Here is a 12,107-nt window from a genome sequence, read left to right on the forward strand (position 1 = left end):
AATACAGTATATGTAATAATTTGTTTACTTTTTTCTCAGCGAATTCTAAGGAACTTTTAAGCTTATATTAAAATTAAAGCAGTAAAATAAAAATATAGAAAAATAGTTAATTTATTTGGGAGATAAATATGAGAAGATTAATTAAAGTTTTGCCTAATGGCATTACTGTTATGAGAATAATTTTGGTGTTTGTTTTTTTATACTGTATTTTGCAGGAACAAAGAGGTCAAATGTATTCAATAATTGTACTTTTAGCCATTTGTATTTCAGATCTAATGGATGGAAAACTGGCTAGAAAATTTAAAGTAACATCTAAGTTAGGAGCGAAACTGGACGTATCGGCTGATTTGTTTTATATAGTTACATCATATAGTATATTAGTAATTTTGGGACTTTTACCTCTTTGGTTTCTGATATTTATAATAATGAAATTCTTAGAGTTCATAAGTACTTCTAAATTAATTAGAAAATTCGATAAAGTATCCAAGCATCCATTTGTTTTTGACAGGGTAGGAAGAACCGTATCTGCAATATTTTTTATTATTCCCGGGGTAATATGTTTTCTGCACTGCTTTAATATTGATAATTTGGGACACATAATAAGCGGAATTTTATATGCGATTCTTATAGCAGGGCTTTATTCATCATATAGCAGAATAAAGGGTTGTATTACACTTATAAATTCAAGACAAGCTCAGGAGGAGATTTAAAATGAGAAAAAAGTATGGAAATTTAATTATTATTTTTAGTATATTAGTAACCCTAGCACTATGGCTATTTGTAAAACCTACAAGGAATATTTCACTTTTAAGCCAATACTCAGAATTATTAGCATCAATAGCTTTGGTTGGATTTGCTTTAATAAATTTTATATCAACTAGGAGTAAAATTTTAGACAAAATTTTTCATGGGATTGATAAATCTTATATTTATCATAGATATTTGAGTATTTCAGTGCTTGTTATACTCTTAATTCATGATTTAACTATAAGTATAGGAAAAAGAATTGGGAAAATGGGAGGAATTAAAGTCCATTATGATAAAGTTGGCGCATTAATGGGGAGCCTTAGCTTATATCTATTTGTAATTTTAATAATTACAGCAATAGTTGCCAAAAAGCTTAATTATGAGAGATGGAAAAACATCCATAAGCTTATGATTGTTGCGTATGCTTTTGGAATTTATCATTATTATTTTACTTCGGACTATGCTGTATTTTCCTTTACTGGTTTTGCTGCGTGGATGAATATAATAAATTTAATAGGGATTATGTCGGCTTTTTACAGTATATTTCTTTATGAAAAGGTTGCATTTAAATATGATTTTACAGTTAAAAATTTAAATTTTGTTGCAGATGGTACTCTTGAAATTACAGGGGCAACGGTTGGAAGAAGTATGGATTTTAAACCTGGACAATTTGCATTTATTAAAACTAAAGATAATAAAAATAAATTCCCATCCCATCCATTTACAATAAGTGAAGCTCCTAAAGATGGTGAAATACAATTTACGATTAAAGGATTAGGAGATCACACGAAAGATTTATTTAAAACACTGAAGACTGGAGATAAATTTTCTGCTGAGGGGCCTCATGGTAAATTTGATTATAGAGAAGGCGGAAAAAATCAAATATGGATTGCAGGAGGGATTGGTGTAACGCCATTTAGGAGTTTTATGCAGAGTGATGTGCCAGAAGATTATTCAATTGATTTCTTTTATGCTTTTAATGATGATAAAGAGGGAGCATATACAGATGAGTTAGAAAAACTAGCAGTAGGTAATGGTGTAAAACTTCACTTAGTTAATTCAAAAAAACAAGGATTTTTGACTGTAGATAAAATTGGAAGGTTTATAAAAACTAAGGAACCCCTTGATGTATATTTCTGTGGACCAAAGCCTATGAGAGATGCTTTAATAAGCCAGTTTGAAAATAGCGATTTTGTAATAAAAGAGTTTCACTATGAACATTTTCAATTTAAATAAAATCTTATGTAATAATTTGCCTTAAGAATTAAAATATCAACAATACATATATATGTTGATATTTTTTTTATTTTTTACGATAATAGTAATATAAAGTAAAAATAAAACAAAACAATGGAGGCAATGACGTTAATGATTAGCAAAATAAGATCCCACATAAGTTATAAGATAATTCTGCCAATAGTACTCTGTACTATACTTTCAGCCCTGATTACTGGAATAGTTTGTACTAAAGAGGCAACTAAGTTAGTTAAAAATCAGGCCGAAGGTAAATTGGTAGAAATGTCGAAAAACAAATCTGATGAAGTGAATTTATTACTTTCAAACACGGAGAATTCCGCAAATAACATTAATAATTTGATAGGCTCTACTTTTGATGAAAATAGAGCACAAAGTGATGCAAATTATGCAGCAGAGTACACTCAATCAATGGATGCATATCTAAAAAGTATGGCACTTAATAAAAAGGTTTTAGGAGTTACATTAATAATGAATCCTAAAATAACAAAAGATTTATATCAGATTTGCTATGAAAAGGTAGGTCAAAGTGGTGAGCTAAATAAAGTAAACAAATTTGCAATAAGTGATTTTGACGAAAGCAATAAAAGTATGTCATGGTATTATAACCCACTAAATTCCATGAAATCTGTTTGGAGTGATCCACATTATGATGCTTCAAAAAATTCAAATTCTAATAAAAGCGATATGAGAATTTCATATACAATGCCTATTTTAAAGGATGGTAAAGTAGTAGCAGTACTAGCAATAGATTTATATTTCAATGATTACATGAAAATGATAAATAATGTAAGGGCATATGATAATGGATATGCATTTTTAGTTAATGATAAGTTTAATTTTATGGTTCACAAAAAATATACTTCTAAGGATAGTCTAAAAAAGATTGATAATGGCTCATTAAAAACAGTGGCAGATAAGATGCTAACAAATGAAAACGGTTCTGTAGATTGTAAGGTAGATAATGTAGATAGGGTGTTAGCGTATAGCAAACTAAAGAATGGGAATATAATGGTTGTAGATGTTCCTTTAAGTGATATATTGAAGCAGTTTTCAAGTTTGAAGGCATACATTATTGTAGTATTAATTGTTATATCGCTTATAAGTGTATTTGTTGCCATAAGTATAGGTAAAGTTATAGCTAGGCCTATTATTGCAACTACGGATTTTGTGAATAAAGCAGCATCTTTGGACTTAACTGAAGACAGTCATTATGATTTTCTTTTAAATTATAAAGATGAAATAGGAATTTTAGTTAAATCATTTATGGAAATGAAGAAGCAATTAATAAATATGGTAAAAAAAATATCAAGCTCGTCAGAGAATTTGAGTGCCTCAAGTGAAGAGCTTTCTGCTACGGTGCAGGAGATATCAGCGAAGTTTCAGGAGATAGATAATAAATCTAAAAAAACATCTGATGAAATAATGAGTACAAGCTCCTCATCTGAGGAAATTACAGCATCAGTTGAAGAAATAGATTCTTATATAAGTGAGTTATCAAATAAAGCTGCTGAAGGGAAAAATAATTCAGAGGATGCTAAAAAAAGAGCCTCGGAGGTTCAAAGTAAAGTTAATAGTACAGGAGAAAAAATAAATAATATATACAAGGATAAAAAACAAAAGATTTTGGCATCAATTGAAAAGGGAAAAGTAGTTGAAGAAATTAATTCAATGACAGATATTATAGCAGATATATCAGAACAAACTAATTTACTTGCTCTAAATGCATCCATAGAAGCAGCTAGAGCTGGAGAGGCTGGAAAAGGTTTTTCAGTAGTTGCTGATGAAGTTAGAGAACTTGCAGAAAAATCATCTAATGCGGCTACAAATATTAAGAATGTAACTCAAAAAGTTCAAAGCGCATTTGAAGATATGTCTAATAATAGTCAAGAAATACTTGCGTTTATACAGCATGATGTGTCCAATCAATTGACAGAATTAAATAAAATGGGCAATAATTATTATAAGGATGCAGATTTTATAAATGCTATGTCTCTTAAAATTAATGCTATGTCAGAAGAACTAAATACTACGATTGATCAGGTAAGTGGTGCAGTACAAAATACTTCCTCGCTTGCACAAAATTCTTCTGAAAATATGGTAAGCATAGATAGCAATATAGATGAAGCATCAAAAGGAATTGACCAAATTGCAGAGGCGGCACAATCTCAGGCTAAAATGGCATTGGAACTTAATGATATGATTAAAAAATTTAAACTTTAGATAAAAGCTTTGTTTTAAGTAGGTATTTAAATTTTCATTTATTTAGAACAAAGCTATTTTAGTATTATGGGTAATATATAAAATAAGATGAAAATTTATAATTACAAAGAAGGCTTAATATATGGATAGAATTTGTTTGAAATTGTATGATGGAACTCCGCAGTATGTATGTACCGCATGTAGACATTGCACAAGTACTTACGGAAAGAGCATGTGTAAGGTAAAGAACAGGGGGTGCTGCTGGTATTTCCCTAAATTTACTCTATTTGAAGTTCACAAGATGTCTAGAAGTAATGTTGGGCGTAAAATATTAAGTTATATATGCAGCATTAAAACAGCTAAAATTTACAATTATTATATTCACGTAAAAGGATATTTCGATAAGATAGGCTTAAAAAAATATCTTGATACTGAAGAATGTTATGAAAATGATGTTAAGGATAAATCCATATTTTTTAGATTGTGTCCATTTGTAAAATCTAGGGAGGGGTGCACTTTACCACAACAGTACAGAAGCTATGTCTGCAATTTTTTTGTATGTGATGATATTAAAAAGAAACTAAAAAAGCATAATGAATTTAATGATTATGTCAGTGAATGCAGTAGATATGCAAGGTGGGTTAATTGGGAAAATTACTCCCTTGAACACATACTTGAAGAAAATAAACTCAATCTTATAGATAATTTCAAGGGAGCAGTTGAATTACTGAGCAGTATTCCAATTGAAAATTGTGAAGTTAAAAATCTGAAGGAAATAGAAGTTTTGTAATAACTTTATGCAAACTATTTTTTAGTACTATTATTGAATCCCATTAGATTCTTAACTTTCATACAGTTTTCACTAGAAGTAAGCATTTCTAAAAGGGCAAAAGCAACATCAAAAGCGGTTGATGGATTGTAGGAAGTTATTATGTTTTTATCTATGACAATAGGCTCGTCTTTAAGGACATTTGCTCCAAATTCAGATAGCTGTTTTTGCCTTAATCTATCATTTAAATTATAGGTGGTAGCAGTCCTACCTTTTAATATTCCGCTCTTACCAAGAGGAAGGGCAGCTACACATATTGAAGCTATAATTTTGTTCTTCAAATCAAATTCTCTTATTAGGTTTAAAAAATCTTCACTGTAGGCATCGTCATAAAAGTCTGCTTGCTCAAAACCGCCGGGAATTGCAAGTGCATCAAAATCATCAACTTTAACGTCTTTTATATTTATTTCGGGAATAACTGTGAAGTTCCAGGTACATTTTATTTTATCATGGCTTCCAGCAGTTACGACTAAAGTACTGCCATCACCTTCAAATCTATTCCAGCCTAAAACATCTGTAAATACGCTTGCTTCAACAGCTTCAAAACCATTAGCTAAAAGTAATAATATTTTTTTCATAATTAATCACCTCTAGTTATGAGTATAATGGTATAATTTACATTAGTAAAATTGAAATAACTGAACAAAACAATCACGATTTATGATAATATAAAAGTACAGGAGATGAATTATTGTGGAGATAAGGCATTTGCAGACATTTGTGACGGTGGTAGATAAAAACGGTTTTACGAAGGCAGCAGACCATCTAGGATATGCTCAGTCTACGATAACAGCACACGTTCAAAAGTTGGAGGATGAATTAGGCCAGCCACTATTTGATCGCCTCGGGAAAAAAATAGTAGTGACTGATTTTGGAAAACAGCTTCTTCCATATGCAAGAGAAATGCTTAAAATATACAATGAAATAAATAATGCTGCTTTTGAGAAAGACCAAATCAAGGGAAAAATAGTAATAGGAGCTTCAGAGTCTTTATGTATATACAGATTGGATAAAGCTATAAAAAGATATAAAGAACAATTTCCTAAAGTAAATATTGTTTTAAAAAACTCTATTTGCAGTGATTTAAGGAGAAGACTTTATACAGGTGAATTCGATTTGGTGTTTACTATTGAACCTTATATTGTTGATGATAATTTAGTGGTGAAAAAATTAAAGGAAGAGAAAATGGTAATTGCATCTGGCAGTCATAATATTGAGGATAATAGTATAATTTTTAGTGAAGAAAGATGCAGCTGTAGAATTTCTTTTGAAAGGTACTTAAAGTATGAAGGAATAAAATATACTAATCCACTTGAACTTTCAAGCATAGAGGCAATTAAAAGATGCATAATAAATGGCTTAGGATTATCCTTAATGCCACTTTATTCTATAAGGGACGAAGTGGAAAGTGGAATCATAAAGACATTTGAATTGCATAAAAATTTCGAAAAGTATTCAACATGGCTTATATATCATAAAAATAAAAAGATATTTCCAGCAATGCAGAAGTTTATGCAAGTAGTATTAGATGATAGCAAAGAATGGAGATAAAGGAGGAGATATACAGCGTGAAATTTGTTTTCAATATTCCCAAAACCGATGAAAAAATATCTGAGAAATTAGTAAATAGTGGGTGGAGGAAATTAAGAGAGCCAGAAAAAGTAAGTACATCTTTATTTATGTCAATACCGCTAATGTTACTAAATATAATTATAACTGTGTCAATTATTTTAAAGTTTGATAATCCTATAAGTAAAGTTATTTCAAATAGGTCTTTCAGTTTTTCATTGAATTTATTTGATTTGATGTATTTTATGGTTGGAATATTCTTACTTACATTGATACATGAATTGTTGCATGCTGTTTTTATGCCTAATTTTATGAAATCAGACAAAATTTATTTGGGAATAAATTTTAATGGTGGTTTCATTTTTACAACAGAGATCATATCTAAATTAAGATTTATAATAATATCAATAATGCCATTTTTTATAATATCAGTTATTATGCCAGTGATTTTAGGCATTCTGGGGGGACTAAATGTTCTCTTTACAATTTTTATTATTATAAATGCGGCAGGGTCTTCTATAGATATTTTGAACTTTATTATTATATCTCAAGTTCCTAGAAATAGCATGATTATAAATAATGGGTTTGAAACATATTTTATTGTGAAGTAACAGTATTTTGAAACATTAAATAAAAATCATAAGTCTAAGCCCCAAATTATAAAAATACTAAGAAATTTTAATAACTCGCTGAAAAAAAGCTCAGACAAATTAAAATTTCTAAGTCTTTTTATGATTTGGGGCAAGACTTATTGAATTTTATTTAAATCGTTTCCAAAATACTGTTACTTCACATAGAGGGTAAAACAAGGAGGAAATTCCTTCGTGCCTACGGAATTTTATTTAGGAATAGATCAATTGTCTTCTTATATAAAATAGAGACTATCTTAATGCTTACGACTAATAACTTCGATTTAAAAACTTATCTAAATCTCTTATAAAGAGAGAGCTTCTATTTAAAGTAAAGAAGGATAATGGGCAAAGCCCAAACCTCGTATATGATAATATTCATTAGAATTTTTTTAAATCGTTCCTTCAATACTGTTACTTCACATAGAAGGTGAAACAAGGAGGAAATTCCTCCTTGCCTACGGAATTTTAATGATTCTAGAGCCTAAAGGGTAAAATCATAAGACATTTCAATAACTCGCTGAAAAATGCTCGGACAAATTAAAATATCTAAGCATGATTGTAATTTATTTCTCAGCCCTTAAAATTTCATATGTTGCCTTAATGTCAGCTGGGGTTGTTCTGCAGCAGCCGCCTATAAGTTTAGCGCCGCTGTGGAACCATTCTTTTGCAGCTGAGCTGAAGGCTTCGCTTGAAGAATTTCCATGCCAGGTTTTTGATTTAGCGTCATACTCTTCGCCGGAATTAGGGTAGACAACTATAGGCTTATCTGATACTGATTTAATTTCTTTTATAAGTGAATTTATGTATTTAGGAGCTGTACAATTCATTCCAATTGCAGCTACTTGGGTGCAGGAGTTTAAAAATTCAGCACATTCCTTAATTGGTGTACCATCACTTATTTCATAGTCATTTTTACAGCTAAAACTTATCCAAGCGTAAACGTCAGGAAATTCTTGAAGAAGCTTAGTTATAGCCTTTGCTTCAGCTAAGTTTGGTATTGTCTCACAGGCTAGAATGTCGGCTCCAGCTTCTAATAAAAGTTTTATCCTAGGTCTATGAAATTCCATTAATTCTTCTTCAGTAATTTTATAATCACCACGGTACTCGGAGCCATCTGCAAGATAAGCACCATAAGGGCCTACTGAACCTGCTATGAAGGGCTTTGGTCTATTTATTCTATTTGAAGGCTCTTCCCAAAATTTATCTCTTGCTTGTTTAGCAATTTTAACTGAATTTTTTATGAGACTCTCCGCTTCAGACTTAGAGTAGCCTTTATTCATAAAACCATCAATTGTAGCCTGATAGCTTGATGTTATGGCACAATCTGCACCTGATACAAAGTAATCATAATGTACAGCTTCTATTATTTCAGGATTTTTTGCAAGTACTTTAGCTGACCATAGAGAATCATTTATATTACAGCCTCTTTTTTCAAGTTCAGTTGCCAGAGCCCCGTCTAAAATGGTTACGGGGAAATCTTTTAAAACAGTTTTTATTGGATTCATTGAATGCACCTCAATCTATTATATTTATGATAACATTATATAGCATGTTGTATAAATTTAATAGTATGCTAATATATAAAATAGGAATATATTAAAAGTATTACATAGGAGGAAGAATGGATAATAGAGATAAACAAAATGGTGAACTTAAGAGAACTTTGACCGCACGGCATATGAATATGATAGCCATAGGTGGTTCAATAGGAACAGGGCTTTTCTTTGCAAGTGGAAGTTCAGTTAGTACAGCAGGTCCCGGTGGAGCACTTTTAGCATATGTAATTACTGGAATGCTTGTTTATGTGCTTATGATGTCACTTGGAGAAATGTCAACGCTTTTGCCAATCTCAGGCTCTTTTGAAACCTATGCTACAAGATTTGTAGATCCTGCACTTGGTTTTACACTGGGATGGAATTACTGGTTCTGCTGGGCTATATGTGTAGCATCTGAATTAGTTGCTGGATCATTAATAGTAAAGTTTTGGCTTCCACATACTAACACAACTATGTGGAGTGTATTATTTTTAGTAATAATTTTTACATTAAATATTTTTTCGGCTAGAGTTTATGGTGAAAGTGAATACTGGTTTGCAGGAATTAAAGTAGTTACAATTATTATATTTATAATAGTTGGAGTGCTTATGATATTTGGAATTATGGGAAACAATTCACCTGGCTTCAGTAACTGGGTAAGAGTAGGAGCAGGTGGAAAGAAAGCGCCCTTTGTTGGAGGGTTAACTGCAATCATAAATGTATTTTTAGTTGCTAGTTTTTCGTTTTCAGGAACAGAAATAGTTGGACTTGCAGCTGGTGAATCAGAAAATCCCGAAGAAAATGTTCCTAAAGCAATTAAATCAGTTTTTTGGCGTATTTTATTATTTTATATTTTCGCAATTATAATAATAGGATTTTTAATCCCTTTTGATAACAAAAATTTACTTAAAAGTGGAGTGGATAATATAGCCTATAGTCCATTTACCATGGTATTTGCTAAATCCGGAATTGCTTTTGCAGCAAGTGTTATGAATGCAGTTATTTTAACTTCTGTGCTTTCTTGTGGAAATTCAGGACTTTATGTATCTTCACGTATGCTGTATTCCCTTGCAAAGGAGAAAAAAGCTCCTAAGTTTTTAGCAAAAGTAAACAAGCATGGGGTACCTATGAATGCACTGTATGTTACTACAATAGTTGCTTGTACAGCTTTCTTTTCATCCTTAATTGGTGATGGAAAGATATATTATGTACTTTATAATGCTTCTGGTATAACGGCACTATTTGCATGGCTTGGAATAGCAATCTGCCACTACAGATTTAGAAAAGCTTATTTGGCTCAGGGCAGGGATTTAAAGGATTTAAAGTTTAAAGCAAAGTTTTATCCATATGGACCTATAATAGCAATGATATTATGTGTTATAGTAATATTTGGCGCTAATATATGGATATTTCAGGCAGACACCTTCAGTTGGTTCGATTTCATTACTAACTATATTTGTATTCCTATTTTTATACTTCTATATTTGGGATATAAGTATGTTAAGAAAACAAAAATAGTTCCACTTGAAGAGTGTGATTTTGAATATAAAGAGAAATAAAAAGTTTTATTTTTGCAATTTTAGATTTCAGTTAAAGGCATACTTTATTTTTATATAGTATGCCTTTTGTGAAGCTATTATAAGTAGAGATATATGTTTAAGGAACGGAAAATACAATAATTAGGGAGGTAGAGTTAAATGAATTTAGAGGATATAAAGGAATATTGTAAGGCTAAGAAAGGTGTAAAAGAAGACTTTCCCTTTGATGATACAACTCTTGTGATGAAGGTTGGTTCTAAGATGTTTTTACTTACAGATATAAATAGTTCTGCTTTAAAAATAAGTTTGAAATGTGACCCGTTCATATCTATAGATTTGAGAAGGGATTACAAAGCAGTTGAAGCTGGATATCATTTAAATAAAAAGCACTGGAATACTGTAACAGTAGGAAAAGATCTTGATGATGAGAAAATTAAATTTCTAATAGATATTTCTTATGACCTTGTTTTTAAAGGACTTACTAAAAAGGAGAAGGAAACTATAACCAAATGACAATATTTATAAAGAAGTTGCAAAATATCTAAAATAATCGTATAATAGTTTACACAATGAAAACTATTTACACAGTGTAAATCAAGGAGCGATTAAAAATGTCTGATTCAAATACAAATAAAATGTTTCCATTATACATACTAATGCTTAATATATTCATTGCTATAATAGGACAAGGAATGGTAATGCCTATTTTGCCTGACTATTTAAAGCAATTTAGTGCTGGAGGCTCTGCCGCAGGATATTTGGTTGCTGTTTTTGCAGGAGCTCAATTCATTTTTTCTCCAATAGGAGGACAGCTTTCGGACAAATATGGAAGAAAAAAGATGATACTTTGCGGCATGTTTCTTACTGTCATTTCTGATTTCATATTTGCAATATCTCATCAATTAGTACTTTTATATATAGCAAGGTTTATAGGGGGCATTGGACTAGGAATTATGGTTCCATCTAATCTTGCATATGTAGCGGACATAACTACAAGAGAAACTCGTGCCAAGGGGATGGGCTATTTTAGTGCAGCCATGAACTTGGGAATGGTATTGGGGCCTGGACTCGGTGGACTTATAGCGAAGTTTGGAATTAGAGTACCTTATTTTTGTGCTTCATCTTTAGGTTTTGTTGCAACCTTATTAACTTTTGCTTTGCCAGAAACCCTTACAGTAGAAAAGAGAAATAAAATGAAAGTGTCTAAAAAACAGGAATCTTCCATAAAACAGCTTATACAGTCTATTCATGGCCCCTATTTTAAATACTTGATACTTACTCTCGTTATGACTTTTGGTTTGCAGAACTATGAAACGGTGTATTCTTTGTATGTAAAACAAAGATATGGATTTAGTTCTCAGGTTATTTCTATTATAATTACTTTGGGAGCGATTATTGGAATTATAGTCCAAGTAGGACTTATTGATAAGGTGATAAAACGTTATGGAGAGTATAAACTCATTAGATTTTCACTAATAATGTCAGCAGTTGCTCTTTTGCTTATGTTAGTAAAAGTAAATTTAATATATCTTTTGGTGGTATGTGCTATATTCTTTGCTTTTAATTCATTTTTGCGACCAACGGTAAATACTATGCTTTCAAATGAAGCTGGTGATGAGCAGGGATTTGTCTCGGGACTTAATAACACATACACTAGTTTGGGAGGTATAATTGGACCTATAATGGCGGGAAACTTGTTTGACAAAAATATAAATCTGCCATATGCTGTAGGTGCCGTAATACTTGCTGCAACAATAGGGTTAACTTTTAATAATAAAACCAAGGTTAGAGAGGATTAAAA

11 protein-coding genes are annotated in these 12,107 nt (G+C 31.0%); 9 read left to right on the plus strand and 2 right to left on the minus strand.

Features of this window, described 5'->3' with window-relative positions; all coding sequences use genetic code 11:
- Nucleotides 1-128 precede the first annotated feature (128 nt).
- The 4 genes from BEE63_RS11520 to BEE63_RS11535 all read left to right on the plus strand — a co-directional run bounded on the left by BEE63_RS11520 (nt 129) and on the right by BEE63_RS11535 (nt 4,993).
- Nucleotides 129-710 (plus strand): CDP-alcohol phosphatidyltransferase family protein, encoded by a 582-nt coding sequence (locus BEE63_RS11520; RefSeq protein ID WP_066021527.1) that lies wholly within the window; start codon nt 129-131, stop codon nt 708-710.
- Nucleotide 711: 1 nt separating this feature from the next.
- Nucleotides 712-1,983, plus strand: a complete 1,272-nt coding sequence (locus BEE63_RS11525; RefSeq protein ID WP_066021528.1) for a ferredoxin reductase family protein — start codon at nt 712-714, stop codon at nt 1,981-1,983.
- 132 nt (nt 1,984-2,115) lie between these two features.
- A complete protein-coding gene (locus BEE63_RS11530) occupies nt 2,116-4,224 on the plus strand; it encodes a methyl-accepting chemotaxis protein (RefSeq protein WP_066021529.1) in 2,109 nt (702 codons plus the stop codon).
- 121 nt (nt 4,225-4,345) lie between these two features.
- A complete protein-coding gene (locus tag BEE63_RS11535) occupies nt 4,346-4,993 on the plus strand; it encodes a hypothetical protein (RefSeq protein ID WP_066021530.1) in 648 nt (215 codons plus the stop codon).
- 14 nt (nt 4,994-5,007) lie between these two features.
- Here the strand turns inward: BEE63_RS11535 and BEE63_RS11540 are convergent, their stop codons facing one another.
- Entirely contained in the window at nt 5,008-5,610 is a 603-nt protein-coding gene (locus BEE63_RS11540) for a DJ-1/PfpI family protein (RefSeq protein WP_066021531.1), read from the minus strand.
- A gap of 115 nt (nt 5,611-5,725) precedes the next feature.
- Between BEE63_RS11540 and BEE63_RS11545 the strand changes: the two genes are divergently transcribed.
- Together BEE63_RS11545 and BEE63_RS11550 are read left to right on the plus strand one after the other, a co-directional pair.
- On the plus strand, nt 5,726-6,583 hold the full coding sequence (locus BEE63_RS11545) for a LysR family transcriptional regulator (protein ID WP_066021532.1): 858 nt from the start codon (nt 5,726-5,728) through the stop codon (nt 6,581-6,583).
- A gap of 17 nt (nt 6,584-6,600) precedes the next feature.
- The gene (locus BEE63_RS11550) at nt 6,601-7,212 is read left to right on the plus strand and encodes a DUF3267 domain-containing protein (protein ID WP_066021533.1); all 612 of its coding nucleotides are present in this window, start codon (nt 6,601-6,603) and stop codon (nt 7,210-7,212) included.
- A gap of 584 nt (nt 7,213-7,796) precedes the next feature.
- Here BEE63_RS11550 and mmuM read toward each other — a convergent pair.
- Nucleotides 7,797-8,738 (minus strand): homocysteine S-methyltransferase, encoded by a 942-nt coding sequence (gene mmuM, locus BEE63_RS11555; RefSeq protein WP_066021534.1) that lies wholly within the window; start codon nt 8,736-8,738, stop codon nt 7,797-7,799.
- A 116-nt stretch (nt 8,739-8,854) separates the two neighbouring features.
- On the opposite strand from mmuM, the gene BEE63_RS11560 reads away from it, so the two are divergent.
- The 3 genes from BEE63_RS11560 (at nt 8,855) to BEE63_RS11570 (ending at nt 12,105) form a co-directional block, all read left to right on the plus strand.
- Nucleotides 8,855-10,327 carry an amino acid permease gene (locus BEE63_RS11560; RefSeq protein ID WP_066021535.1) on the plus strand — a complete coding sequence of 491 codons (1,473 nt, stop codon included), beginning with the start codon at nt 8,855-8,857 and terminating at the stop codon, nt 10,325-10,327.
- A 138-nt stretch (nt 10,328-10,465) separates the two neighbouring features.
- Nucleotides 10,466-10,819, plus strand: coding sequence for an MmcQ/YjbR family DNA-binding protein (locus tag BEE63_RS11565; RefSeq protein WP_066021536.1), 354 nt, complete (start codon nt 10,466-10,468; stop codon nt 10,817-10,819).
- Between the two features lie 98 nt (nt 10,820-10,917).
- A complete protein-coding gene (locus BEE63_RS11570; protein ID WP_066021537.1) occupies nt 10,918-12,105 on the plus strand; it encodes an MFS transporter in 1,188 nt (395 codons plus the stop codon).
- Nucleotides 12,106-12,107 lie beyond the last annotated feature (2 nt).

It is taken from the genome of Clostridium pasteurianum, from assembly GCF_001705235.1.
Classification (GTDB): Bacteria; Bacillota; Clostridia; order Clostridiales; family Clostridiaceae; genus Clostridium_S; species Clostridium_S pasteurianum_A.

Bases quoted from the DNA above. Each gene is read 5' to 3' on its own strand.
- BEE63_RS11520 (WP_066021527.1), top strand. From the start codon at position 129: ATGAGAAGATTAATTAAAGTTTTGCCTAATGGCATTACTGTTATGAGA.
- BEE63_RS11525 (WP_066021528.1), top strand. From the start codon at position 712: ATGAGAAAAAAGTATGGAAATTTAATTATTATTTTTAGTATATTAGTA.
- BEE63_RS11530 (WP_066021529.1), top strand. From the start codon at position 2,116: ATGATTAGCAAAATAAGATCCCACATAAGTTATAAGATAATTCTGCCA.
- BEE63_RS11535 (WP_066021530.1), top strand. From the start codon at position 4,346: ATGGATAGAATTTGTTTGAAATTGTATGATGGAACTCCGCAGTATGTA.
- BEE63_RS11540 (WP_066021531.1), bottom strand. From the start codon at position 5,610: ATGAAAAAAATATTATTACTTTTAGCTAATGGTTTTGAAGCTGTTGAA.
- mmuM (WP_066021534.1), bottom strand. From the start codon at position 8,738: ATGAATCCAATAAAAACTGTTTTAAAAGATTTCCCCGTAACCATTTTA.
- BEE63_RS11560 (WP_066021535.1), top strand. From the start codon at position 8,855: ATGGATAATAGAGATAAACAAAATGGTGAACTTAAGAGAACTTTGACC.
- BEE63_RS11565 (WP_066021536.1), top strand. From the start codon at position 10,466: ATGAATTTAGAGGATATAAAGGAATATTGTAAGGCTAAGAAAGGTGTA.
- BEE63_RS11570 (WP_066021537.1), top strand. From the start codon at position 10,918: ATGTCTGATTCAAATACAAATAAAATGTTTCCATTATACATACTAATG.